Consider the following 26,234-nt stretch of genomic DNA (forward strand, 5'->3'; position numbering starts at 1 on the left):
GCATGAAAATCATAGAGACTATTTCCAACACTCGACTGCTTATCTTAATGACCGCACTGCTGATGGTGAGTGGTATTTCTGCGTTCATGACGTTGCCACGTGCAGAAGATCCAGTAATCATCAACCGTTACGCGAACATTACTACCAGTTTCCCCGGCGCCAGTGCCGAGCGTGTTGAAACCTTAGTTACTGAGGTTATCGAGAACAAGCTGCGTGAGCTGAGTGAAGTTAAACTCGTGAGCTCAACCTCAAGGCCGGGCGTGTCTATTGTCACCTTAGAATTGAATGACACCATCACCGAGCCTGAGCCGGTTTGGTCTCAAGCTCGCGACAAGTTATCTGATATCGAATCCATTTTGCCTGCGGGTGCTCAATCGCCTGATCTCGATAGCGACCATACCTATGCTTTCACGACCATCGCATCGCTAACTTGGTCTGGTGCAGGCGAGCCTGATAGGTTAACGCTGGGCCGTTATGCCAAAGAGCTCGCCAAGCGACTAAGAACTTTGTCGGGTACTGAATTCGTTGATGAATACGGGATGCCGCAAGAAGAGATTCAAATCAGTTTACGTACGGCCGATGCCGCTGCTCTAGGGCGTTCAAGCGCCAATATCGCTGAATCGCTCGAAGGGGCAGACGCCAAGAACTCGGCCGGCGAGTTAGTGAGTACTTATTCTCGCTTTGGCTTAGAGATTAAGTCTGAGCTTGATTCCATTGAACGCATTAAGCAAGTGCCAATAGCCACTGATAGCAAAGGTCACATCATCCGTATGGAAGACATTGCTTCTGTGAAACGTGGTGAGAAAACCCCACAAGACCAGATTGCTATTATTGATGGTGAGCCGGGTGTGATTGTCGCGGCAAGAATGCACCCTGATCTGCGAGTTGATAACTGGACGTCGCGAGCTAATGCTCTGATTGGTAAATTTGAGCAAGAGTTACCAAGTAACGTTAAGGTGACCGTGCTCTTTAATCAGCAAGGTTATACCGAGACTCGCTTAGACGATTTAGGCAAAAGCTTGATGATCGGTTTCGGTCTGATTTTGATTGTGCTGTTTGTCACTTTAGGCGTGCGTGCCGCGATCTTAGTCGCCATTTCTCTGCCGTTAACCTCATTATTGACCCTGTCGATCATGAAAATGACCGGTGTGCCGATTAACCAAATGTCGGTGACGGGCCTAATTGTGGCGCTCGGGATCATGGTCGATAACGCGGTAGTGATGGTTGATACCATTCAAGCTTATCGTTTGAAAGGGCAACAACGAGCTGAAGCGACCATGAATGCATTGAAGCATTTATGGGTGCCGTTATTAGGTTCAACCTTAACCACCGTGTTGGCGTTTGCCCCAATTATCTTGATGCCGGGTGCATCGGGTGAATTTGTCGGTGGTATTGCGATTACCGTTTCTTTCTCATTGATCGGCTCTTACATAATCTCGCACACCTTAATTGCGGGCTTAGCGACTAAACTACTACCCAAACAACTCAGTGATGTCGACAAGAAAGGCCAGCACCATTGGTACATGACTGGATTAAGAATTCCGGCTTTGACGCGCTGGTTCTCATCTTCTGTCCGCTTTGGCGTAACGCATCCAATCATCACGATTGCTTTGGTGTTGTTGGTTCCGTTTACTGGTTACTGGAGCATGTCTCAGCTGACTGAGCAATTCTTCCCGCCATCAGACCGAGACATGTTTGAGATTCAGGTTTACATGCCGCCTCAAGCGAGCATTTACGCAACCAAAAACACCTCTGAGAAAATCGATGACATCATTCATCGTTACCCCGAAGTGGAACGCATTGATTGGCTAGTGGGCGCTAACTTCCCATCTTTCTATTACAACCTGCAAGCAAGGCAAAACAACGCGCCGTACTTCTCACAAGCGATGGTGAAAACAGAGAACTTTGACCAAGCCAATTCGCTAATTCCAAAGTTGCAAAAGGTGTTGGATAACGAGGTGCCGGAAGCACAAATCTTGGTACGTAAGCTCAACCAAGGGCCTCCATTTACCGCGCCCGTTGAACTGCGAGTTTACGGTGAAAACCTCGATACCCTAAAAGCGATTGGTGAAGATGTTCGTCTAATTTTGGCAGGTGTTCCTCATGTCACGCACACAAGGGAAACGCTGCAACCGGGTACGCCTAAGGTGTGGTTGAAAGTCGATGAAGACACCGCAAAGCTGAATGGTATTTCATTGAACCAGTTTGCTGGCATGTTGCAAACCACGCTGACAGGTCGTGAAAGTGGCTCTGTGATTGAGGGGAGTGAGTCGGTGCCAATCCGTGTTCGTGTTGCGGATGATGCGCGTGAAAACTTGGCTCACCTGAGTAATATTCGTTTGCCGATAAGCTCTGATGTCTATTCTACGGGTATCAATGTGTCTACCTTAGCTGAGCTTGAACTGACCACAAGTCGTGGTGCGATTACGCGTAGAAATGGGCAACGTGTGAATACCATTGAGGGTTATATTGAAGCGGGAGTCTTGCCTCAAACCGTGCTCAATGAATTCCAAAAACGCCTAGAAAGCTATCAGATGCCATCGGGCTATACGATTGGTTTTGGTGGTGAATCTGCTGAACGAGATAATTCAGTCAACAGCCTGATCTCGAACGTCGCAGTCGTGGTGGTATTGATGGTGTTGGTGGTGGTGATGTCGTTTAACTCGTTCCGAATGAGCAGCATCATCTTCATGGTAGCAGGATTGGCGGGTGGGCTAGGGTTGTTGTCGGTGTGGATTTTCGGTTATCCGTTTGGCTTTACGGTGATTATCGCGATGCTCGGGATTGCAGGCTTAGCGATTAACGCGGCCATTGTGATTCTGACCGAATTGAAACTCGATAAAGAGGCTTCCTCCGGGAATGTCGATGCAGTCGTTGAGGCCGTTATGTCATGTACTCGACATATCAGTTCAACCACGATCACAACCGTGGGCGGTTTTATGCCATTGATCATTGCTGGCGGTGGTTTCTGGCCTCCGTTTGCGGTCGCGATTGTGGGCGGTACCGTGTTAACCACGCTTATCTCGTTCTACTTTGTGCCGGTGGTTTATCACTTGATGACTCGAAATCAGCGAAAAACCATCGCGACTCAAGCTGCGTAACTGTCTTTCAATTTAACTGCTCTTCAATTGCCCATAATCGAGCCGTATCTGGCTCGATTATGGTGTTGTTATTCTCGATAAATTCATCCCAATTCCTACCATTCTGTTGTTCTTTTCACCGCTATTACGCCCTCAATTCGTCACATTAGTGCATCGATGAATGATTGGTTATCTTGTTGGTGAATGAGTGGGCATTTTGAATAATCTAACCAGTGAATACCTTGTAAATGGTATGTGAATTCACAATCTTGACGGGCGTCACACTTCTATTTATTCGCTCTTTCTAATGTACCTTGAACTTGCCCTGAGCTGTGGTGACGCGCGAGTGTTTATCTGCTTTTTCTAAATCCCTTGTCAGCACTGGCTCCACCCATGTAGCACGCTACTGCTGTGTGTCTTAATCCTCTTCTACTTCTTAGTTTTCGCATCCATAAATGGAAGGTTAGTTTCCAAGTTTGTTTGGTGAGCTTTCAATTTCAACTCTTCATAATGCGCCAAATGTAACAATGTATTTCAAAGTGTAACAATTAAGTCATGTTTTCTGTGTGGTTTTAACCCAGCAGTAACGGGCTCTATTGCATTGCTTTTTGAGATGCGGCGTTTCACATGCTCAACACATAAATATTCTAATGATCATGACAACCAGTACTTAGGCATTCGTTCTGAGGCTGGATAACCATCGAGAAAGTTAATGGAAGCTTCAAGATATAAACGCATTTTATCGAGGACAAGTTTGTCGAAGATTGGTTTGCTGGGAACCATTCTGATGCTCGAAGGGTGTAACTCCGCATTGCTCGACCCAAAAGGTAGCGTTGGCGTTCAGGAAAAAGAGCTGATTATTACGGCTCTGTTGCTGATGTTGATTGTCGTCATCCCAGTGATTCTGATGACCATCTACTTTGCTTACCGATACCGCGAGAGCAATACCACGGAAGAGTATGCACCTGACTGGGCACACTCAACCAAGATTGAAGTGGTGGTATGGACGATTCCAATCATCATCATCGCGATTCTAGCCACCATCACTTGGCGAACAACACACGAATTAGAGCCATCAAAGCCTCTGGTGAGTGACGTTAAGCCTATGGTGATCGAAGTGGTCTCTCTGGACTGGAAATGGCTGTTCATCTATCCGGAGCAAAACATTGCGACGGTTAACTATGTTGCGTTCCCGAAAGATGTACCGGTGACGTTTAAGCTGACTTCAGACAACATCATGAACGCGTTCTTTATCCCGCGTCTTGGTTCGCAGATCTACGCGATGCCGGGAATGGTGACCAAGCTGAACTTGATTGCTAACCATGAGGGTGACTTCAAAGGTTTTGCATCGAACTACAGTGGCAAAGGTTTCTCACAGATGAAATTCACTGCATCAGCGATGCCTGATCAAGTGGCATTTCTAAACTGGGTGGAAAAAGTGAAAGCAAGCCCTGATCGCATTGAAGATTGGGAGCAGTTCCGTTCATTGGCAGCGCCAAGTGTGGCTGAACCTGTGACTCTGTTCTCCAGTATCCCACCATTTTTATTCACTGATGTTGTGACCCAGCACCCTGGTTCAATGAACTGTTTGCCGGAAACCCAAGGATAATCGTCATGTTTGGAAGATTAACTCTAGACTCAATTCCCTACCACGAACCCATTATTTTGGTCACGTTAACCATGATCGCTCTAGTGGGCAGTTTAGTGGTGTACGCGGTAACCAAAGCCGGTAAGTGGCAATACCTTTGGAATGAATGGTTTACGTCGGTAGACCACAAAAAATTGGGCTTCATGTACATTGCTGTTGCGATGGTGATGTTAGTTCGTGGCTTTGCTGATGCGGTCATGATGCGTAGCCAGCAATTGCTTTCTGCAGCCGGTGAAACGGGCTATTTACCGCCACATCACTACGACCAAATCTTCACGGCTCACGGCGTGATCATGATTTTCTTCGTAGCGATGCCATTGGTTATCGGTTTGATGAACATCATCGTGCCGCTGCAAATTGGTGCTCGTGATGTTGCATTCCCTTACCTGAATAACTTGAGCTTCTGGCTGTTTGTGGTGGGTATTATCCTAACCAACATGTCGCTTGGCTTAGGTGAGTTTGGCCGAACGGGTTGGTTGGCGTATCCGCCGCTGTCTGGTATTGAGGCGAGCCCGGGAGTCGGGGTCGATTATTGGATATGGGCACTGCAAATATCCGGTGTGGGTACCACGTTAACGGGTGTGAACTTCTTCGCAACTATTCTGCGCATGCGTACTCCGTCTATGCCAATGATGAAGATGCCTGTATTCACTTGGGCATCGCTGTGTGCCAACATCCTGATCATCATCTCTTTCCCAATCCTAACGGTCACCATCGCGTTACTGACGTTGGATAGATACATCGGCACGCACTTCTTCACCAATGACCTTGGTGGCAACGTGATGATGTATGTGAACTTGATTTGGGCATGGGGACACCCTGAGGTGTACATCCTAATCTTGCCTATCTTCGGTGTGTTCTCTGAAGTGACTGCAACCTTCTCTCGCAAAAAACTGTTTGGTTATACCTCACTGGTATGGGCGACGGTGGCTATCACTATTTTAGCGTTTGTGGTTTGGCTACATCACTTCTTCACCATGGGTTCTGGCGCCAATGTGAATGCCTTCTTCGGCATCGCGACCATGATTATCTCCATCCCGACTGGGGTTAAGATCTTCAACTGGCTATTCACCATGTACAAAGGTCGTATCCGCTTTACCACGCCAATGATGTGGACGGTCGGTTTCCTAATCACCTTTACCGTTGGTGGTATGACGGGCGTATTGATGGCGGTACCGGGGGCAGATTTCATTCTGCATAACTCGGTATTCCTGATTGCTCACTTCCACAACGTAATCATTGGTGGCGTAGTGTTCGGTTGTTTCGCTGCGATTGGTTACTGGTTCCCGAAAGCGACCGGCTTCACTCTGAACGAGCTTTGGGGCAAACGCGCATTCTACTGCTGGATCATTGGTTTCTTGATGGCGTTCTTGCCGCTTTATGCTCTGGGCTTTATGGGCATGACGCGTCGTTTGAGCCAAGACATCAACCCTGAATTCTTCCCTCTACTGGCGGTTGCGGCTGCAGGTACGGGTGTGATTGCGATGGGTGTTGTTTGTCAGTTCGTGCAGATTTACGTGAGTGTTCGTGACCGCGACCAAAACCGAGATCTAACGGGTGACCCGTGGGGCGGACGCACATTCGAATGGGCAACGTCTTCACCACCGCCGTTCTACAACTTCGCAAAACTGCCTAAGGGCGATGAGATCGATTCGTTCTGGTATCAAAAGCAAAGTGGTGAGTTTGATCCAACTCAGGAAGAAGAATACGAACGTATTCACATGCCGAAGAATACACCGACAGGCATTTATGTGTCTGCATGGGCGTTGGCATTTGGCTTCGCAATGATTTGGTACATCTGGTGGCTAGCGGCGGCAAGCCTAGTGGGCATCGTGGTGACGTGTATTCAACACAGCTACAACGACGATGTGGACTATTACGTGGAAGTTGAAGAGATCAAAGCGATTGAAGCGGCTCGACGTGCACAGCTTGAAGAAGCTAAGAGACAGTCAGTGAAGGGCGACAACTCTGGTCGTGGTAACAGCGCTGACGGTGAGAGTGATAACAACAATAAAGATGATTTGGAGACGACGTATGCAAGCTAATACTCCGTCACACACTTATGATCTTGCACACTCGCATGATCATCACCACGAAGCTGCGGGGAATAAGTTGTTTGGCTTCTGGGTTTACTTGATGAGTGACTGTGTCCTGTTTGCCACGCTTTTCGCGACGTATGCCGTGCTTGAGAGTGGATCAATTGCAGGGCCGACAGGTAAAGACATCTTTGAACTGCCGTTCGTGTTTGTCGAAACCATGATGCTGCTGTTCAGTAGCATCACCTTTGGTTTTGGCATGATTGCAATGAAGCGCAAAGACGTGACCGGACTGAAGCGATGGATCAAAGTGACTTTCGTATTGGGCTTAGCCTTTATCTGTATGGAAGTGTATGAGTTCCACCACTTGATTGCAGAAGGTTATGGTCCTCAAGAGAGTGCGTTCCTTTCAGCGTTCTTTACCTTGGTTGGTACACACGGTTTGCACGTAACGTTCGGTCTTATCTGGATGGCGGTGGCGTATCACCAACTTTCAACCAAAGGCTTGAACGACAACATGTCGATGCGTTTCCAGTGCTTAAGTTTGTTCTGGCATTTCCTTGATATCGTTTGGATTTGTGTATTTACCATCGTGTACTTAATGGGGGTGATGTAATGGAACAGCATCTAGACAGCGGTGTAACGGATTACGTGAAAGGCTTTATTGCTTCACTAATTCTCACCATTATTCCGTTCTACATTGTGTGGGCACATGCGCTACCAAACACGGAAACTTACGTGATCTTGTTCGGTTGTGCGCTGGTGCAAATCTTTGTGCACTTTAAGTACTTCTTACATATGGAAGCGAAATCTTCCGATGGGCGTTGGAACTTGGTGTCACTGATGTTTACCTCCATTGTTGTATTGATTCTTATCGCTGGCTCGGTATGGATCATCTACAACATGAACGTCAACATGAAGTTGTAGGCCAAGGTATGCTGAAAAAATATTTGTCTATTACCAAACCGGGCATCATTTTCGGCAACCTGATTTCTGTTGCGGCGGGGTTCTTCCTCGCCGCAAAAACAGAACCAGCCAGTGCGATGTTGTTACTGACGACTTTAGCGGGTGTAGGGCTTGTGATTGCATCAGGTTGTGTTGTGAACAACATCTTTGATCGAGACATCGACCAAAAGATGAAGCGCACACAAAATCGAGAATTGGTTCAAGGAAATATCAATACAGATGTAGCGTTCGTCTATGCCTTGGTTTTACTGCTAGCAGGCACAGCGCTGCTGTTTCAGTTCGCTAATCCGATCTCTGCGGTCATGGTGTTGCTTGGCTATGTGTTTTACGTCTTTTTCTACACCATGTGGTACAAGCGTACATCGGTTTACGGCACTTTAGTCGGCAGTATTTCGGGAGCCGTTCCGCCGTTAGTGGGTTACTTGGCGGTGACGAATTACATCAGCCTTGAAGCGGTTTTGTTGTTCGCGATGTTCTGTTTATGGCAAATGCCGCACTCGCACTCGCACGCGATCGCGATGTTCCGCCTTCAAGATTATCGAGATGCAGGCATTCCTGTGTTACCGGTGAAAGAGGGCGTCGACAAAGCGCATCAGCACATGAAAGCCTATGTGGTAGCGTTTGGCGCAGTCTCGTTGGCGCTGTTCCTACTCGGAGATGCGGGCTATGAATACCTAGCGGTGTCGGCGGCAGTCTGTTTTATGTGGACTAAAGTGACGTTTCGTAAGGTTGATTGCCTCAACTACATCCAGTGGTCAAAGACTGTCTTTAAAGTGTCTCTGCTGGTGGTGATGAGTATCAGTGGTGTGCTGGGACTGGAGTTGATTCCGTTGCCTACGCTTTTTTGATTTAAGTTTGTCGTTGAACCCTCAATGTTCTGAAGTCCGAGGGTTTGACGACTTTTTATCTGTCCCGCTTTAAGCTATTACCCTTCAAAAATATCACTAAGCCAATCTTCAAGCTGCTCTCGTTTGTCTTGAGGGCCATTGATTACCACTAATCCATTCAGTGTCGCTTGATCCCAAGAGATCGTTCCGTTCGCTAATGCATCGAACACGTCGAGCTCTGTAATAAGCAATAAATCGTTCTCTGTCGGCAAAGTGTCTCTTCCTGAAATGTTCACGCCTTTTTCAATGCTGATTTGGCTGTAGTGACCTTTAATCGCTTCAAATAAGTTGAATTCAATCTTACTCGGATGCGCCTTTGCGAGTGCTGACTTTATCGAAAACAGTTTGAAATGATCCGGTTTATCTAGGTTTCCGAACTCGTCATCTTGCCTTGCTGTGATGACATTGCCAAATACCTCCAGTGAACCGGGCTCTGTCACTAAACTAAATCCGGTTTCTTGGTGTAATCCGCAAGCTAATACCAGAGAAGAACTGAGTGAAAGCAAAAGAACAAAACGTTTTAGCATGTGTGAACCTTAAAAGAAGCGGGGCAGTTTCCTTACTCCAACAATAGACCTAGATCGTTGAGTTAAGGTTGCGAACTGTACCAATAAATAAACGATAAAGGGACCACAATGGGTCCCTAAGTTATCGACTCGCCATCCTTAGCAGCCTTTGATTATTAGCGAACGATGAGCATGATCTCTTCTGGAGTCATTGCCTTATCGAAGTAGCTCATGAATTGACCGAAGCCTTTGATGTCGCCATTCGAGAACGTGAATGCACCAGACTGTAGGTTGGTACCAATCACTTGTTGAGCGTTTGGACCTGCAATCAAGATTTGGTTCAATACTGCACGAGTGGTGTCGATTTGAACGTCTGCGCCTTTCACTGCTTCTTCGTGTAACTGAGCAATACCGTTGCGAATTTCGATAGTGAATGCTTCGTTCGTATCAGAGAAGTTGTACGTTAGCATCATGTTCACGTCTAACGAGTTTTCTGCGATAAGCGTTGAAGTCATCATGTCGAAGATCTGCTTGCTTGGTAGTGCAGTAAGAACGTCAACAGAAGCGAAGCTGATCATGTTAGAGAAGTCACGTTTGTTCTCTAGTTCAGCCGCCGCGTTGAGCGCCCAGTTACGCCAGTTGATGTTCACTTGGTCTGCAGCCCATGCTTTGTAAGCTTGTGCTTTCATCTCACGAGCTTCCATATCTTGCTTGTTTACCGTGATTGGGTAAGAAAGAATTTCTGCTGCAAATGTGTAGTTCTCAGCCTTAATTGCTGCTTGTGCAGTAGTAAGGATGTTGTCACGACCGCCCATGATCTCTACGAATGCTTTAGCGCGTTGCTCGTAAGCCATTGGCTCTAGCTGCCATGGATCCGCTTCGAAGAAACCGTTGTAACCTACGTAAATCTGACGCACGGCGTGTGCAACAGTACCGTAGTGTTCACCTAACCAAGGGTGTTCTGCAAGGTGCTTAGGAAGTTTAACTACTTCAACTAGCTCGTCTGGCGTCATACCTTTGTTCAAGTAACGGATAGTTTGATCATGAGTGTATTGAATCGCATCACGGTAAGCCGTTAGTACGTCAGCTACTGCTTCTTTACCTTCAACAGGACGACCGTGAGAGTTAATCATGATCTCAGTGTCGAACTTACGCATTACGTCGATGCCCTTGAACCACATTGATGGGTCACGGAATTTAGTACCACGGATGGTGTGAAGGTTAGGGAAGTTCTCACCTTGAAGTACTTCAGCCGCGTGTAGGATTTTCTGGTCTGGGAAATAAACCACTAGCTCATCTTTAGTTTCAGATGGCACGTTTTCGATGTGCATTTTCACGCCAGAAATTTCGATTTCGATGTGGCTTTGGCTTGGTACAAACAGGTTTGGTTCAATAAACGAGATAGCACCTTGCATGAAGCGTGGACCAAGGCCGTCGTTTACTGTGCCGTGCTCGCCTTCTTCTACGTGCTTAGCACCTGTGTAAGAAGTACGGTGACCAAATAGAGTACCTAGGTTTGAAGACCAGTTAGCCACTGCAGCTGTTAGGCCTGCTTCTGCGATGATTTTCACTTCACCTGATGCCACTTCTTCGTCAGTCACCCATGCACGCACACCAGAGATGTGGTCGATGTGGTTGTGAGAATAGATGATGGCTTTAACCGGCTTGTCGGTGATTTGACGGAACTGTTCTTTAACCGATTGAGCCATTTCTACCGACTCGCCTGGATCAACAATGATGATGCCGTCCGTACCTTCAATCATGACGGGTGTATCTAGACCGAAACCGTAACCAAGGTATACGTTGTCATCTACTTTGATGATTGCTTGGTCCATTTTACGACCATGCTTGGTGAGGATTGGGTGAACATGGTCAGACTCAGCAGTGTAAGCTAGAGAATCGCCTGTTTTAGAAACAACTTGAATACGTTCGCCTTTGCCCCAGAACATGTTTGATTTGTGTTCGAATAGAACCTCACTCTTGTAGCGAGCATCAAGGTCAATGTTTTGGTATTGCGCAGCATTTGCCGTCTGAAGTTCTTGGCCAACTTTCGATGTCGCTTCTACAGTTGGCGTTGCAGATGCAAAACCAGAAGCAAGTAGAGCGCTCGCGATAGCAACAGGAAGCGCCATTTTTTTGAATGTATTAGTCATGGTCGTGACCTTATATTTGGATACAGGAATTGGATTTCTTGAGCCAAATGATAGAGGTGGGGGAGGTTGTTATCTACGCGCTAATAAGATTTCAACTCATCGTTTTTTCGATGATTTGTTCACCCAATAATTGTATTGACGATTTATATTGATCTGAATCAATTAGTAAATGAGCTTGCAACAGATATAAAAATGCCCCGAAATTCGGGGCATTTGTTTGGAAATTAGTAGCAGGCTAATGAGTGGCTGTTATACGAGTGAATAACAGTCACATCATTGAATGCTTAATCGTTTGCCAAGAGCTAATCGTATACCAAGAGCTTAAGCGCTTACCAAGCACCTAAGTATGACTTGTAAGATTGTAGGCGGACCGTTGCTGCGCCGATTACATCGATGAAGCCCCAGAACGGATGTGGCTTTTCAGCCGAGATCCAAGCCGCGCCAGTTGAACCAATAGGGATGTTGTAACCTTCTGGTTCGATGATCTCAAGTACGATAGTACGACCTAAACCATTACCGTTTCTTACCACGTGTTGACCGACGCTTTGTGGCCCCTGAAGTGGAGAAATACTCGACTCACCGGTACCGGCATTAAAGCTGTGTACTTTTGCTCGGAACACGTGTCCTGGGTATGCATCAACGTAGAATTCCGCAAAGTCACCAACTTGAACGTAGCCGTAAGTTTGGTCTGAGATACGCATCTCAAGGAACTTTTTGCTGGTGTTGTAGAGGTGCATGTTACCCATGACAGAACCTTCAGCGATATTCACTATCGATACCTGACCGTCAAACTCAGCTTTAACGGTTTTCTTTTCTTGTGCCCAGTTTACTTTTTGTAGATCGGCTTTCAGCGACACAAGTTCAGCGTGCAGTACTCGAAGATCGGAGTCGTACTTTTCTACATCACGAGCATTGAATATCTCTGGTGATGTTTCAGTACGTTCTAAGTCGCGAGTCATTTGCTTGATCTGTTCTTCTTTTTTAACTATTGAAGATTCGATCTTTGCTTTGTCTGCGGCAGACTCAATGTCGACGAGGGTGTAAATTACATCGCCTTCTTTAACCATTTGGTTGTGCTCAACAAGCACTTGGTCGATCTGCTGGCCAAAGATAGGTGACATCACCGCGTGTGGCGCTTTGACTGTGGTTGAATTGGTTAAATCAACGGGTGCCCACAAGCGAGAGATAACCGCTAAGACTGTAAGAATCGTAACACCGCCAATGGCTGCCCAAGTGTAGTTTTTGAAGTTCTTCTTCAGTGCACCTGTCGCAAACAGTGACCATACAATTAGGGTGTATGGAATCATCATCTCTTTCATTATGCGACCTCTTTTTCTGTAGGGGATGGTTTTGTTGGAGCCTTATCTTCTGAAGACTGTTCTTTTGAAGATTGTTCTACTGGAGACTGTAGTGTTTGAGACGGCTCTGTTACCGATTGTTCAGGTGATACGTGGACAGCGGCTGTCGCTCCATTAGTCGCATCTTGTTTAGGCTGAACACCACGGCGAATAACATCACTCAGTGATTGACCAATATGTTTCCAGTTCGCCAATGCGATAACCAATGCGATAACCCAGAATGTTTTGCTGATGAACAGTCCACAAAGTGACAGTGCAAACACGATCTGTACGTGAGCGCTTTTGTGCTCTTTTGCTTTATGCACTCCCAGCTCATGTAATTGCCACATGCCGTAAATACCGGCTAATACCACAGCAATGGTCACTGAGAACAAGTAACCAGAGAAGTACTCCATCTGGAAGAAGTTCATCATCATTTCATTGGGATGATTGTTGAATTGAGACATGTCGATGTCTTTAGAATGGATTGTGCCTAATGGTGCAAGAGCCCATGCTCCAGCAAACATCACTGCCATAAACAGGCAGAATTTAATCAAGACCATCACAACGGCCCAGATTTTCTGGAAAACGATTTTAATAAAGTTCATATCTCAACCTAAATAAGGAGAGAGAAAGTGCAGCCTTGGTACAAGACTTTTAGAAGACATCTGAAAGAGGTGTTGAACTCACGTAACCGTATAGACCTACTGAGTCAAAAGTACTAGATGACAATTAAAAATCGCTTTGACCACGTAGACAACGCATTCTCGCGAATAGAGTGTTAAAAACACCTGGCGAAATCATTCTTAAGTAACGTCTACCATTGATAGGTTCGTTTGCTGCATTGGGTTTTAAGGCCGTCTTCCGTGATGTGTGCAACACCATCATCTACACATTTTTAGGTTTTCTGTTTAGGTTAAGAATTGATTTGTTGGCGAAATAATAGGAAGTGTAACTGGTGCTATCTACGCATTATTGCGATATTGAATTATCGTAATTACGATGAATTGAGTGGTTGCTTAAACGTGAGGTGGGTTTATTTGAACAGGCTCAAACTCGGCTTATAAAATATGTCTATTTAATTAGCCTGGATCATAGAAGTGGCTATAAAAGTATCAATAAGGCAGGACGGAAATATTGAATACTCCGACCAGTCTAGGGTGAGTTTGGGTGGATTAAGCGTTACTGGCACAGCGAAGAGATTTAGATTCCAATCTGGCGAATGTGGCAGCTATTCGAAAGAGTGAGTTGTTCTGACATTTTTGCTCTTTACCATATGATGCTTCCTTCTCAGTTTTGTTTTCTCAATGAGCATCCGTTGTTTCATTCTATCGCTTTTACGATAAGATAATTAAATCTATCGCCAAATGAGCACTGAATCATGAGTAATGACATTCCGAATTTTAACTTATTGGCTGTGTTTTCAGCGGTGATGGAGCAGGGCAGTTTGAGTAAGGCTGCCGATCATTTGAATACCAATCAATCGACGATCAGCACTGCGCTCGGCCGACTGAAAAATGAAATTGGCCAAGAGTTGTTTGTGCGCAGTGGGCGAGGGGTTGTGCCTACTGCTTACTCGCAAAGCTTGTATGAGCAAATCAAAGCGCCAATACACGAGCTCAACGGCGTGTTTCAAGGTATGGCTGGGTTTGATGAAGCGAGTACAGAGCGCAGGTTTGTGGCTTCGGTTCCCGAACATTTAAAGTGGATGTTGCTCGATCGATTTTCTCAGTTATCTAACCAAGGCTTATCTCTTGAGGTGTATGACCAACCAGATAGTGATGATCAAGTCCATGAGGATCTATTAACTCAGAAGTTTGATTTGATGATCGACATTGTGTTGCCTGAGCATTCAAGCATGATGAGCGAAAAGCTCTACGACAGTGAGTTTGTGATTGTTTGCCGAAATGGGCACCCTAGGATCAAAGGTGAGATCACCGAGGCGCAATATCTCAGTGAGCAACATGCGGTTTTAGCCAGAACACGTCGCCAAGTAAGAAGTTTGACTCACTACACTTCGTTAGACTTATCCTCGCGTAAAATTGTAATTCACGGCAGCTCTATGGCCAGTAACCTAATGCTGTGTAGCCAGACTGATTACATCACTGTTGTGCCGCTTTCTATGGCGATCCAGTATCAGGAACGTCTTGGGTTACAGTTGTTCAAACCGCCTTTCGATTATCAGCCTATCTCTCATTACCTCATTTGGTTGAAAAAACAGAACACCGATCCGGCACATAAGTGGTTCAGAGAGCAGATCATCAATACGACTAATGACATGTCTAAATCACTAAACAGTTGGCGCTCCGCTTTCTGATCGTCGCCCTATCTTTTGTTTGCCAAATATCTTCTTAACAAATCACTTGTATTAAGTGAGTTATAATAGAAAATTATCACAATGAGAATTTATGATAATTTCATTTATTTGCTGTCAGCTCGTATATTAACCCTAACAAAGGAGTGGGTAACCTCCACTCACGATTATATCGGCTCAGGTTGCTGGGCTAAAAAGGGCGAAATATGAAATTCCTACACACAATGATCCGAGTTACTGATTTAGACAAGTCTATCGAGTTCTACACCAAGGTATTGGGAATGAAGGAACTTGAACGCCACGAAAACAAAGAGTACCGCTACACATTGGTTTTTGTTGGCTATGAGCAAGGCGGCACGACTATCGAGCTAACGTACAACTGGGATACGAATGAGTACGAGATGGGCAGCGCGTTTGGTCATCTGGCATTGGGTGTAGAAGATATTTACGCAGCATGTGACAAAATCAAATCGCTAGGTGGCAACGTCACTCGCGAAGCGGGTCCAGTGAAAGGCGGCTCAACTCATATCGCTTTTATTACTGACCCAGACGGCTACCAAATCGAACTGATTCAACTAGGTTAATCGAGGATATAACAATGACAAACGCACTATTTCAACCAATTCAACTTGGTAATATCGAGCTTAAAAACCGTATTGTTATGCCACCGATGACGCGTTCTCGCGCAACGCAACCTGGTAATTCAGCAAACGATATGATGGCGGCTTACTACGCTCAGCGTGCTTCTGCAGGTTTGATTATTGCTGAAGGCACACAAATTTCACCTATGGGTCAAGGCTATGCTTGGACTCCGGGTATCTATTCTGATGAGCAGATCGCTGGTTGGAAAAAAGTGACTGATGCCGTACATGAAAAAGAGGGCGTTATCTTCGCTCAACTTTGGCATGTAGGCCGTGTAACACACCCAGACAACATTGGTGGTGAACAGCCAATCTCGTCTTCTGCACTTAAAGCACAAAACGTAAAGGTATTCATCGATAACGGTACTGATGAACCGGGCTTTGTTGATGTGGTTGAACCTCGTGAAATGACGAAACAAGACATCAAAGAGGTGGTTGAACAGTATCGCCAAGCGGCTTTGAATGCGGTTGAAGCAGGCTTTGATGGTATCGAACTTCACGCAGCGAATGGTTACTTAATCAACCAATTCATCGATTCTGAAGCAAACAACCGCACTGACGAATACGGTGGTTCAATTGAAAACCGTTTACGTTTCCTAGGCGAAGTGGTTGAAGCTATGGTTGAAGCGATTGGTGCTGACCGTGTTGGTGTCCGCCTTGCTCCGTTCACATCGTTGAATGGTACGGTTGACGCTACACCAGTAGAGACTTACACAGCGGCGGCAGCACTACTTAACCTATACAAAATTGTTTACCTACACATTGCAGAAGTTGATTGGGACGATGCACCTGAAACGCCAAAAGCATTTAAAGCAGCAGTTCGTGAAGCCTACGAGGGTGTCCTTATTTATGCGGGTAAATACGATAGCGAGCGTGGCGAAAAAGCCGTTGCTGAAGGCGTAACTGACATGGTTGGTTTTGGTCGTCCATTCGTTGCGAACCCAGATTTACCAGCTCGTATTCAAAATGGTTACCCACTTGCAGCGCACGATCCAAACACATTGTTCGGTGGTGCTGAAAAAGGTTTAACGGATTACCCAGAATACGCAGGCTAAAAACAGCTGCCTGAAGCAGAGTATTGAGATAGTATCTCGATCCTGTTGAATGTTTATAAAAAGCAACCTTGCAGAGTCGGGTTGCTTTTTTTGTTATTGGACTAAGTAAAATGATGAACGTGAAAGCGATGCGCGGAGAGCTTTACCTTCTATTTGCCACCCTGCTAGCTGGGGTGGGATGGATTGCATCTAAGCTGGTGGTATTAGAAATGCCTGGGCCAGTGTTCATTGGTGTGCGATTCCTCGTCGCGAGTCTTATTCTTCTGCCATTTTGTATTCACCATATTCGTAAGCTTTCGTTTAAGCAGATTCTGTCTCTTTGCGGCGTGGGTTTGTTGTTGTCTGCCTCATTGCAGGTATGGGTGTTTGCAGTTTCGGTGACTGAAAGCTTGTCGGAAGGGGCATTCATCATGAGCTTAGCCATGATCATTGCACCGTTTGTGTCTTGGATTTTGTTTCGAGTTAAGCCTAATCGCGCGTTTTGGGTGTCTTTCCCGATCGCGATTATTGGCATGCTGTTGCTGACTTTGGGTAACGGCTGGCATGTTGAGCAGAGTCAGATTTATTTCTTACTAGCATCGATGTTGTTGTCTGTTCACTTTGTGATGAACAAGCGTGTGATTACCAATATCAAGCCTATCGCATCAATCTGTGTGCAACTGTTTGTGGTGGGTGTGAGTGGTTTAGCCTTTGCTTCTATGACAGCTCAGCCGGAGTTCGAAATCACCAAAACCTTAGTCTTCTGGTTTATTGTCTCTGCGGTGATCGCAACGTCTATTCGTTACTTGCTACAAACGGTCGGTCAGCACTCCGTGAACATGGAAGTGGCGGCATTGATCATGATTCTTGAGCCTGTGTGGACGCTGCTGTTAAGTGTGAGTGTGCTTGGCGAAAGTGTAGAGATGCAGAAGCTGCTCGGTGGGGCGGTGATCATTGCTTCACTATTTTGCTATATCAAATGGTCGAGACGAAAATAAAACACTCGGCGCAAGGCCGAGTGTGGGTTGTTCTTCAAGTGCTTTTCTGAGCCTTATCAGGCGAGTGTTGAACAAGACTTGTCGAGTGCAGAGCAAGGGTTAAATTCTGCGAATAAGACGTGCAAAGGGTGTCACCGTACTTATCGTTCTCGCTGGTAACTATTCTAACAACGAGCTTTAAATACAGGTGGTAAAGTCGAACCCTTACCACCATAGTCCTATCGCACAGCCTTCTTTTCTTTATGCCATCAATTCGAATGCACTAGGGGCGGGAAAGGACGTGAATGAATTAGTCGCGAATAGTGACTTTTGTAATCACAATATCTTCGCAAGGCACATCTTCGTGTCCCCAGCGAATGGTTGTTGGTGCTTTCGCAATTTTGTTTACCACATCCATACCTGCTGAAACCTTACCGAATACCGCGTAACCCCAGCCAGCATTGGTTGTTGAGGTGTGATCTAGGAAATCGTTGTCATCAAGGTTGATGAAGAACTGCGCCGTTGCAGAATGTGGTGCATCAGTCCGAGCCATTGCCACAGAACCAATCACATTCTTCAAGCCACGGTTTGCTTCGTTGACGATTGGGGCACGAGTTGGTTTTTCTGTCATGTCGATAGTGTGACCACCACCTTGAATCATGAAACCTTCAATAACACGGTGAAATGTCGTGCCTTCGTAGAAACCGTCTTGGCAGTATTTAAGGAAGTTTTTCGACGTTACTGGCGCTTTTTCAAGGTTCAGTTCAATCTCGATATCGCCAAAGTTGGTGGTGAAAGTAATCATAGGGTTACCTAAAGTTGAAGTTTTACTGAGTCGTAATGACGAAAGTGGGTTGCAGTATAGGGAAAATAACAGCAGATACTAGTGATGGTTTTATTGTGGTTGAATTCTCATCAACCACCAAAATCACGCCTGATATTGTTTAAGGAACATCTCGACACTTGAAGTAATGATCACTTGTTTGTGCGCAGCATCCGGTGACGGCACATGACCAATGATTTGCGGCCAAAACGCAAAAGACTTAAGCAGACCAATGAACTGCGTGGAGGCGAATTGTGGGTCTAGTTCTACTAAACGACCGTCTGCCAACGCGGCTTTAACCCAGGTTGTAAGTCCACTTTCTGCTTGGGAATATTTTTCCATCGCTTGATGCGCCAGTTCGGCGTTATGGAAATACTCTGAGAACAACACGCGTGACAGGTCGATGAAGCCTTCAGACTCAAGTAACTCAAGTTCTTGATTGGCTATCGACGAAAGCTGTTCTTCAAGTGGCAGTTCTGCTTGATAAGGGAAATGCGTCGCGGCCAGAGTTTTGCTCCAAATGCTGTCCAGAATCTCATCTAAAAGCAGCTCTTTGCTGGCAAAGTGATTGTATACGGTTCGCTTTGATACTTCTGCGCGGCTCGATATTTTATCCATGCTGGTGGCCTTGTAGCCATGCTCAGTAAACTCTGCGATAGCAGCGGCAACGATCGATTCACGTTTTCTTTGGCTCAGCGTTTTTTTTACAGTCATCGGGATACTACTCAATATGTCGCGGTTAGCATTACATACGCTAATTTTACACCAGTAAGTTTACTTTTAGAACACCAATCCGCGTATTGGTAATTCGGTCGAGAGCAACTGAATCGCTTTGCAATGCACGGTGGGTATCATAGAATCGAAAGTGTATTCGAATTTTATTGATATCAACGGAAGAGAATAAACAATCAATGAGTAGTATTTTAGAGTGTATTCGTACAGTTGGACGAGGAGAAAGAGGGCGTAAGCCTTTATCGTTCGAACAAGCCTACCGCATCATGGATGAGTATTTAAGCGGAGAAGTCGGTGACGACCAAATGGCTATGCTACTGATGCTGATTCGTGTGCAGAATGAAACCAATGAAGAGATCGCTGGCTTTGTAAAAGCGTTTCAATCTCGAGTGCCAGATTTAGGCGCTGATATTGATTGGCCGTGTTATGCAGGTAAGCGTAACGATAACGCCAGTGGCAAGCCTTGGAACTTGTTGGCGGCAAAAATCTTAGCTGACAATGGCTATAAAGTGTTAATGCATGGCTATATGGATAAGCCGAGCGGTAGGACGCACGTTGAAAGCCATTTGCAAGATGTCGGTGTGCAAAGTGCTGAGAGCCCTGAACATGCTAAGTCGATTCTTGAACAAGACGGCATTGCTTATTTACCGCTAGCTAACTTTGCGCCCGAAGCACAAACCATGATTGGTTGGAAACACCGCTACGGTTTGAGAACACCAATTAACACGGTAGTTCGAGCATTGAATCCTGGTGGTGGCCGTTTAGGTCTGCGTGGCAGTTTCCATCCTGGCTTTCCACAACTTCATGCGGAAGTTGAGCATGTTATCGGAAATAAATCCCACTCGGTGATTTCATTCAAAGGGATGAACGGTGAGTCGGAATATAATCCTAAAGTTAGCCAAACGGTATGGATGAGCTCTCCTGACAAAGTCGAATCGTTCTACTGGGAAGAGATGATGAACCTAGAGCTGCCACTTCCTAGTCAATGTGTACTTGGCACATCGGCTGAAGATATGGCGCTAATGGCGAATACCGTTGTCGACAGCATGACAGCCATTCTCTTTGCAGAAACGCACGATAAAACTGAGGCATACCAGAAAGCGGTGCGCCTGTGGCATGAGTATTGTGCGCGTTAGATGGTGGTTTGTAATCTATGAGAGAAGGTCAGCGAGCGCTGGCCTTTTTATACTTGATTTCTAGCAAGGGCTTTTCGTGAACGCCCAAACAATAAAGCTACTTCACTCGCATCAAGCGATGCATTTTGTCTTCGAACTGAATCTCAATCACCTGTGAGATTTTCATCTTATCAACACGATCAAGCATTCTCGCTTGGTAATCACGTTTTTTCATCCACTCTAGCGGTTCTTTAAAGCCATCTTCATTAATCACAAACGACTGATCGGTAATAGAGTCTTCAAAGATATGAACCACCCAAATGCGTGATTGGAAATCCAATAACTCACTAAAGTAGCTTTTTAACTTAGATAAGGAATTCGTTAGATACGTTTTAGGTGGGGTTTGGGAAGACATAGTAAACCGTATTTGGACAATGAAAATCGGCAAGGGCGCCGTCTGATCATTATAGCCTTTACCCGTTAGGCTTGTCAGGTCGAATTCGGCAGCCATTCACGGCTATTGCGCTTGCTAATGCTACTATGGCTGCCAGTTAGAGATTAACCAAATCAGTGTCGGATTCACTATTTAACGAATAGGCCGAAGTCGATCTCTTGTTCTCTTTGATATTTCACCAGCTTCACTTTTAGGTCGTGTTTTGCTGCTAAATCAATGGCTAAGCATGACATGCGTTTTATCTCATCAACGCAGCTTGATATCAGCGGTTTTTCTTGATTATCGATAGTGGCGATGAGTGTGTTTTCTGTACCGTCGTTACCTGCGTAAATATACGCGTACATGTTGTTGTCGTGTTGCATAAACTTCCTAAAACGGGATTTCTAATTATTAGTGAGGTGAAGATTACAGGGTTTATTTACGCAGGCTAGCTCGGCTAAGTAAGGTTAAGCAAGGGAAAGTAAGGCTTTGTAAGGGCTCTTTTTTTTCTTTTTCTGGCGTTCGAAAACGTGCTCAACCCTTTGTTTGTCTCACTTTTTTGTCTTGTTAGGTTTTGCCTATCAATAAAATTGTTGAAATCCATTTAGTAAAATCAAGATTTTAGACAACAATTAACTTAACAAGATAGAAAATATATGACGCAAAGTATTTAGGGAGAACGCAATGCATTCTATTAAAGTGAAAGATTACATGACGCAGCAGGTTGTGACATTTACTCCTGATATGCCGTTAAGTCTAGCGTTAGACAAAGTGATGCGTAGCCACCATATGGGTGGGCCCGTAATCGATGATAACGAACAAGTGATTGGCTTCCTTTCAGAGCAGGATTTACTCGAGAAACTTGTGAAGGTCAGTTACTTCTGCCAAGACACACACCTTGTGGGTGACTGTATGTACCAAGAAGTGCTGTCGGTGTCACCTGACTTATCCATTATTGAATTGGCGGACATGATGCAGGTTGGAAAACCTAAAGCATACCCTGTGATCGATAATCGAAAACTGGTGGGTATTATCACCAGAACTGATGTTTTGAGAGCAATTGGCAAGAACTTGGAAGAATGCTTCAAACATCAGGTATAGTAGCGTGTTAAGAACGATTATTTTTCTCAATACCCTCAATTGAAAAAAGGCGCACTAGCGCCTTTTTTCCGTATAGCGCTTTTCTTGGTCGATCCTCTCTTTTTGGATCCCTAGCCAGTTGAACAGTTGAACAGTTGAACAGTTGAACAGCTGATTAGGCTTTAGCTCTTGGGTATTCCAACTTTTGGAGGTTTCATGTCAAATCAAACGGCAAAGTTTGTTGAAGGTTCAACGATGCGCCACATATTGGTGATGTCGGGGGCTGGCTCTGTCGGTTTGATGGCGTTATTTGTGGTCGATCTGCTCGACATGCTGTTTATCAGTATGCTCGGACAGGTTGAATTGGCTGCTGCGGTAGGATTTGCAGGTACGCTGACTTTCTTTTCTACCTCCGTTTCTATCGGTACTTCCATTGCCATGGGCGCATTAGTGTCCAAAGCCATCGGCTCCAAGAATCAAGAGCACGCTCGAAACCTAAGCACCAGTATCATGCTGACTGCGTTTGTTATCAGTTCAACCATAACTGCAATCATGTTCGCTTATATTCCAGAGCTGCTAGCCGCGATAGGCGCCAAAGGCATTGCAGCCGAACGCGCTCAAGCTTACCTACAGATTTTGCTACCTAGTGGTCCATTTTTGGCGTTAGCGATGGCAGCGGGTGCGGGCTTAAGAGCGGCAGGTGATGCTAAGCGTTCGATGTGGGCAACTTTGTCTGGCGGCATTGTTAACGCGATTCTCGATCCTCTGTTTATTTTTGGTTTTGGTTGGAACATCGAAGGGGCGGCTATCGCTTCGGTTGTCGCTCGTTTCTCGGTGCTATTCTTTTCGCTTTATCCTCTTATTCGCAGCCATCAGCTGGTAGCTCCGCCTTCTTTTGTGCAATGGCGCATTAATATTCGACCAATATTGGCGATTGCGCTGCCTGCGATTATCACCAATACCGCAACGCCTATCGGTAATGCGATTGTAACAACGGGTATCGCACAATATGGTGAGGATTTTGTCGCGGGCTTTGCCGTGATAGGTCGTCTGACGCCAGTTTGTTTTGCGGTTATCTTTGCCTTGTCTGGCGCTGTGGGGCCAATCATTGGTCAGAACTTTGGTGCTGAACGCATGGACCGAGTAAAAGAAACACTCAATAACTCATTGCTGGTTACTACGGCATACACCATCGCTGTTTGTATTCTGTTGTACTTCGTTCAAGGTTATGTCATTCAAGGCTTTAGCTTACAAGGTGATGCAGCAATCATTGTGGCGGCTTTCTGTACCTATGTGGCGTTAACCTTCACCTTTAACGGTGCACTATTTGTTGCCAACACGTCTTTCAACAACCTAGGTAAACCGCTTTACTCGACAGCATTGAATTTGGGTAAAGCGACGTTAGGTACTCTGCCGTTCGTATATCTAGGTTCGCAATGGTATGGCGCTTTGGGTGTTCTCTATGGTCAAGCTTTGGGTAATGTTTTGTTCGGAATTTTAGGTATCTTGGTGCTTCGACATCATATCGCTGAACTGATGCAAGGATCTCAAGTTGATCCAGTGGAAGATGATGTGTCGATTGTCAGCTTGAACACTCAGCCATTCTGTTCACACGATGCGGTTCTTATTGATGATGTATCCGCTAACCGTGAAGAGTGTGCGGAGCTTAAATCTCAGTAAGCCATCGGCGCTGGCATAATATTTTTGTTTTCTTGAAAACTTCTTCTTGACCTTGGAGTAGCCTCCAAGGTTTATACTTTTGATGAACTTAAGGTTCTGTTGCTCGTAAGTTAGCAACAACCTCAAGGCTTTTGAGTATTAAGGAGATACATTATGTGCGCAAAACATGCAGCGTGCCGCTCAGCAAAAGTGGACGTTCAACCTCAAGCGGCAGGAGCAAGTTGCTCTAGCCCTAAAATTTCAAGCATCACAGCAGCAGGCACTTCATCTGGTTGTTGTAGCTCTTCTGCTGCTCCGTCATCGTCTGGAGATGATTGTTGTAGCTCGTCGGACAGTGGAGAAGAAGACAGTCAGTCCTCAACTTTATCTCTCGATGCCAAATTTTCGAAAAGTTGGCTGGTTGCCGGAATGGACTGCCCAGCTTGTGCAAGAAAAATAGAAAACGCGATCAGCAATATTGACGGTGTTATTCAAGCGAAGGTTCTCTTTGCTACCGAAAAGCTGGTTGTGAAATTCGATAATGAAAGCATTGCTGACACCATTGAACAGGTCTCTATCAAAACGGGTTTCCCTCTTACGGAAGTCGGTTCAAAGAAAGAAAAACAACAACCTGAGACTTTTTGGCAAGCTCATATCCAACCTAATTTACAGATTATCGCGATTGCAGCGGCAATGCTGTTTGCAGTGCTTGTGAAAAGCACCTCACCTCAATTAAGTGAAGGCTTGTTTACGGTAACTTGTCTGCTTGGTTTATATCCGGTGGCGAAAAAAGCGGTTCAGTTGGCACGCTCAGGAACACCATTTGCTATTGAAACCTTAATGAGTGTTGCCGCGCTGGGTGCTTTGTACCTTGGCGAAACTGTGGAAGCTGCGATGGTTCTATTGTTGTTCTTGATTGGTGAGCGCTTAGAAGCGTTTGCTTCATCTCGAGCAAGAAGTGGCGTTCAAGCGCTAATGGCATTGGTACCAGAAAACGCGACTAAGATCATCAACGGCGAACGTGTAGAAGTTGCCGTCAGTGAACTGGTTCCAGGTGATGTGATTGAAGTGGCTGCGGGCTCTCGTTTACCTGCTGACGGACAATTGATTACAGACGCGGCAAGCTTTGATGAAAGTGCGTTAACCGGTGAATCTGTTCCTGTTGAACATATCGAAGGTAACAGCATCATGGCTGGCGCTGTGGTGGTCGATAAAGTGGTTCGTATCACCATCACTTCAAAACAGGGTGAGAACGCGATCGATCGTATTCTTCATCTGATTGAAGAAGCAGAATCACGTAAAGCACCACTAGAGCGATTCCTCGATAAGTTCAGCCGTTGGTACACACCGTTAATGATGGTAGTGGCTCTGTTGGTCATCATCACGCCACCATTGTTGTTTGCGCAGCCATGGGAAACATGGGTATACCGTGGCCTAGCGCTGTTATTGATTGCTTGTCCGTGTGCCTTGGTGATCTCGACTCCTGCAGCGATTACCTCTGGCTTAGCAGCAGCTGCGAAACGTGGCGCGCTCATTAAAGGCGGCGCAGCGCTAGAGCAGCTTGGCAAAATCCAAACCATCGCCTTCGATAAGACAGGCACACTGACCGAAGGTAAGCCTCAGGTTACGGATATTCAACCTCTATCGGGTTGGCAACAAGACGCGATGCTGCGTGTGGTTGGGGCGATTGAAGTTGGCTCTACTCACCCGTTGGCGCAGTCACTTGTCGCTAAAGTAAAAGACCTGAATATTGAGATTCCTGAATCACACAACAAGAAAGCGTTGATTGGTAGTGGTGTTGAAGGGGATGTTGATGGTGTTAAGTATCAGGTTCTGTCACCGTCTAAAGTCACGTTCGAACTTGGTGCCGATGTGGTTTCTCAGGTAGAAGCATTAGAAGGTGAGGGCAAGACGGTTGTGGTTGCTCTTGAGGTTAAAGATCAAGAAGAATCAACAGAGCAAGCTACGACGGTGATTGGTCTGATTGCTTGGCAAGATACGTTACGCAGTGACGCTAAGCTTGCGATTGAACGACTTAATGAATTAGGTATTCAATCTATCATGTTGACCGGCGATAATCCGCGCAGTGCAGCAGCGATCAGTAGCAAGATTGGTATGCAGTACAAGGCAAGCCTATTGCCAAGCGACAAGGTATCTTACGTTGAGGAGTTATCTCAACAGTCGCACGTGGCGATGGTCGGTGATGGCATTAATGATGCACCAGCAATGAAAACGGCGAATGTCGGCATCGCAATGGGTGGTGGTACGGATGTCGCTTTGGAAACGGCGGATTCAGCACTGACTCATAACCGTTTAACTGAGCTGCCAGCGATGATTGAACTGTCGCAAGCGACCATGAACAACATCCGTCAAAACGTAGCCCTTGCGCTTGGTTTGAAGGTCGTATTCTTGGTGACAAGCTTGTTAGGTATTACCGGTTTGTGGGTGGCAGTTTTAGCGGATAGTGGTGCAACTGCATTGGTGACATTGAACGCATTGCGTCTGCTTCGATTTAAATCTAAAGCGGACTAAATCGAGCTCACCGACATAGAGCATTCTTAATATAAAAGCGCCTTTAGCGGTAATACGTTAAAGGCGCTTTTTGTCTCATTAGTATGCAACATAGGCGTGCGGATTGCTTATTTTTGTGATGCCAATCGGTTTTTTGTGAAACTTGAATTATTGTTGCGATCATCCATGTGACATGCGTCACTTCATTTTGTAATGAGCTTGGTTAGAGTGTGTTCGTACCCCACGAATTTACTATGAGCTTAAATAAGGGTAAAAAGCCCAATAAGCCAAAAGGAGCGAAC

At 45.7% G+C, this 26,234-nt stretch carries 22 protein-coding genes and 1 pseudogene; 15 read left to right on the forward strand and 8 right to left on the reverse strand.

The features are described 5' to 3' along the window. The first annotated feature begins 2 nt into the window (after positions 1-2). From AB6D58_RS13890 to cyoE, 6 genes are all read left to right on the forward strand, one after another. Positions 3-3,101 carry an efflux RND transporter permease subunit gene (locus AB6D58_RS13890; RefSeq protein WP_372157561.1) on the forward strand — a complete coding sequence of 1,033 codons (3,099 nt, stop codon included), beginning with the start codon at positions 3-5 and terminating at the stop codon, positions 3,099-3,101. Between the two features lie 691 nt (positions 3,102-3,792). Beyond that, complete coding sequence (gene cyoA, locus AB6D58_RS13895; protein WP_372157563.1) at positions 3,793-4,689, forward strand: ubiquinol oxidase subunit II; 897 nt, start codon at positions 3,793-3,795, stop codon at positions 4,687-4,689. A 5-nt stretch (positions 4,690-4,694) separates the two neighbouring features. Beyond that, on the forward strand, positions 4,695-6,773 hold the full coding sequence (gene cyoB / locus AB6D58_RS13900; RefSeq protein WP_372157565.1) for a cytochrome o ubiquinol oxidase subunit I: 2,079 nt from the start codon (positions 4,695-4,697) through the stop codon (positions 6,771-6,773). Then, positions 6,763-7,380, forward strand: a complete 618-nt coding sequence (cyoC, locus tag AB6D58_RS13905) for a cytochrome o ubiquinol oxidase subunit III (RefSeq protein WP_010439790.1) — start codon at positions 6,763-6,765, stop codon at positions 7,378-7,380. Before cyoB ends, cyoC begins: the two co-directional genes overlap by 11 nt. Further along, positions 7,380-7,691 (forward strand): cytochrome o ubiquinol oxidase subunit IV, encoded by a 312-nt coding sequence (gene cyoD, locus AB6D58_RS13910; RefSeq protein WP_372157567.1) that lies wholly within the window; start codon positions 7,380-7,382, stop codon positions 7,689-7,691. Before cyoC ends, cyoD begins: the two co-directional genes overlap by 1 nt. Beyond that, positions 7,652-8,578 (forward strand): heme o synthase, encoded by a 927-nt coding sequence (gene cyoE, locus AB6D58_RS13915; RefSeq protein ID WP_372157569.1) that lies wholly within the window; start codon positions 7,652-7,654, stop codon positions 8,576-8,578. Before cyoD ends, cyoE begins: the two co-directional genes overlap by 40 nt. Before the next feature lie 77 nt (positions 8,579-8,655). Here the strand turns inward: cyoE and AB6D58_RS13920 are convergent, their stop codons facing one another. From AB6D58_RS13920 to AB6D58_RS13935, 4 genes are all read right to left on the reverse strand, one after another. Further along, positions 8,656-9,144, reverse strand: a complete 489-nt coding sequence (locus tag AB6D58_RS13920) for a hypothetical protein (protein WP_017060200.1) — start codon at positions 9,142-9,144, stop codon at positions 8,656-8,658. Between the two features lie 155 nt (positions 9,145-9,299). Then, positions 9,300-11,276 (reverse strand): alkyl sulfatase dimerization domain-containing protein, encoded by a 1,977-nt coding sequence (locus AB6D58_RS13925; protein ID WP_372157571.1) that lies wholly within the window; start codon positions 11,274-11,276, stop codon positions 9,300-9,302. A 329-nt stretch (positions 11,277-11,605) separates the two neighbouring features. After that, positions 11,606-12,595, reverse strand: a complete 990-nt coding sequence (locus AB6D58_RS13930) for an efflux RND transporter periplasmic adaptor subunit (protein WP_372157573.1) — start codon at positions 12,593-12,595, stop codon at positions 11,606-11,608. Continuing rightward, on the reverse strand, positions 12,595-13,221 hold the full coding sequence (locus AB6D58_RS13935; RefSeq protein ID WP_372130616.1) for a magnesium transporter: 627 nt from the start codon (positions 13,219-13,221) through the stop codon (positions 12,595-12,597). Before AB6D58_RS13935 ends, AB6D58_RS13930 begins: the two co-directional genes overlap by 1 nt. Before the next feature lie 773 nt (positions 13,222-13,994). Here AB6D58_RS13935 and AB6D58_RS13940 point away from each other — a divergent pair. From AB6D58_RS13940 to AB6D58_RS13960, 5 genes and pseudogenes are all read left to right on the forward strand, one after another. Continuing rightward, positions 13,995-14,930 (forward strand): LysR family transcriptional regulator, encoded by a 936-nt coding sequence (locus AB6D58_RS13940; protein ID WP_229648068.1) that lies wholly within the window; start codon positions 13,995-13,997, stop codon positions 14,928-14,930. A gap of 203 nt (positions 14,931-15,133) precedes the next feature. Then, entirely contained in the window at positions 15,134-15,511 is a 378-nt protein-coding gene (gene gloA, locus AB6D58_RS13945; protein ID WP_017066787.1) for a lactoylglutathione lyase, read from the forward strand. A gap of 14 nt (positions 15,512-15,525) precedes the next feature. Then, positions 15,526-16,623 carry an alkene reductase gene (locus tag AB6D58_RS13950; protein ID WP_017065285.1) on the forward strand — a complete coding sequence of 366 codons (1,098 nt, stop codon included), beginning with the start codon at positions 15,526-15,528 and terminating at the stop codon, positions 16,621-16,623. 110 nt (positions 16,624-16,733) lie between these two features. Beyond that, positions 16,734-17,600, forward strand: a complete 867-nt coding sequence (locus tag AB6D58_RS13955; RefSeq protein ID WP_372098168.1) for a DMT family transporter — start codon at positions 16,734-16,736, stop codon at positions 17,598-17,600. Between the two features lie 42 nt (positions 17,601-17,642). Beyond that, a pseudogene (locus AB6D58_RS13960) lies at positions 17,643-17,759 on the forward strand (cytochrome c); the annotation flags it as partial. A 130-nt stretch (positions 17,760-17,889) separates the two neighbouring features. Here the strand turns inward: AB6D58_RS13960 and AB6D58_RS13965 are convergent. Both AB6D58_RS13965 and AB6D58_RS13970 read right to left on the reverse strand, forming a co-directional pair. After that, on the reverse strand, positions 17,890-18,384 hold the full coding sequence (locus tag AB6D58_RS13965) for a peptidylprolyl isomerase (protein ID WP_017060208.1): 495 nt from the start codon (positions 18,382-18,384) through the stop codon (positions 17,890-17,892). Positions 18,385-18,507: 123 nt separating this feature from the next. Beyond that, complete coding sequence (locus AB6D58_RS13970; RefSeq protein WP_017060209.1) at positions 18,508-19,116, reverse strand: TetR/AcrR family transcriptional regulator; 609 nt, start codon at positions 19,114-19,116, stop codon at positions 18,508-18,510. A gap of 167 nt (positions 19,117-19,283) precedes the next feature. Between AB6D58_RS13970 and AB6D58_RS13975 the strand changes: the two genes are divergently transcribed. Next, positions 19,284-20,270: a glycosyl transferase family protein gene (locus AB6D58_RS13975; RefSeq protein WP_081324522.1), complete on the forward strand. Its 987-nt coding sequence runs from the start codon at positions 19,284-19,286 to the stop codon at positions 20,268-20,270. Positions 20,271-20,367: 97 nt separating this feature from the next. On the opposite strand, the gene AB6D58_RS13980 is transcribed toward AB6D58_RS13975, so the two are convergent. Both AB6D58_RS13980 and AB6D58_RS13985 read right to left on the reverse strand, forming a co-directional pair. Continuing rightward, positions 20,368-20,664, reverse strand: a complete 297-nt coding sequence (locus AB6D58_RS13980; protein WP_029235295.1) for a hypothetical protein — start codon at positions 20,662-20,664, stop codon at positions 20,368-20,370. A 167-nt stretch (positions 20,665-20,831) separates the two neighbouring features. Further along, entirely contained in the window at positions 20,832-21,065 is a 234-nt protein-coding gene (locus tag AB6D58_RS13985) for a hypothetical protein (RefSeq protein WP_017060212.1), read from the reverse strand. 301 nt (positions 21,066-21,366) lie between these two features. Between AB6D58_RS13985 and AB6D58_RS13990 the strand changes: the two genes are divergently transcribed. The 3 genes from AB6D58_RS13990 (at position 21,367) to AB6D58_RS14000 (ending at position 25,953) form a co-directional block, all read left to right on the forward strand. Next, positions 21,367-21,783 carry a CBS domain-containing protein gene (locus AB6D58_RS13990; protein WP_017060213.1) on the forward strand — a complete coding sequence of 139 codons (417 nt, stop codon included), beginning with the start codon at positions 21,367-21,369 and terminating at the stop codon, positions 21,781-21,783. Between the two features lie 195 nt (positions 21,784-21,978). After that, complete coding sequence (locus AB6D58_RS13995) at positions 21,979-23,442, forward strand: MATE family efflux transporter (protein ID WP_017065289.1); 1,464 nt, start codon at positions 21,979-21,981, stop codon at positions 23,440-23,442. 153 nt (positions 23,443-23,595) lie between these two features. Then, positions 23,596-25,953, forward strand: a complete 2,358-nt coding sequence (locus tag AB6D58_RS14000) for a zinc/cadmium/mercury/lead-transporting ATPase (RefSeq protein WP_102429146.1) — start codon at positions 23,596-23,598, stop codon at positions 25,951-25,953. The last annotated feature ends 281 nt before the right edge of the window (positions 25,954-26,234 follow it).

Origin of the sequence: Vibrio sp. 10N.239.312.D08 (genome assembly GCF_041466145.1) — a bacterium.
GTDB classification, from domain to species: Bacteria; Pseudomonadota; Gammaproteobacteria; order Enterobacterales; family Vibrionaceae; genus Vibrio; species Vibrio crassostreae_C.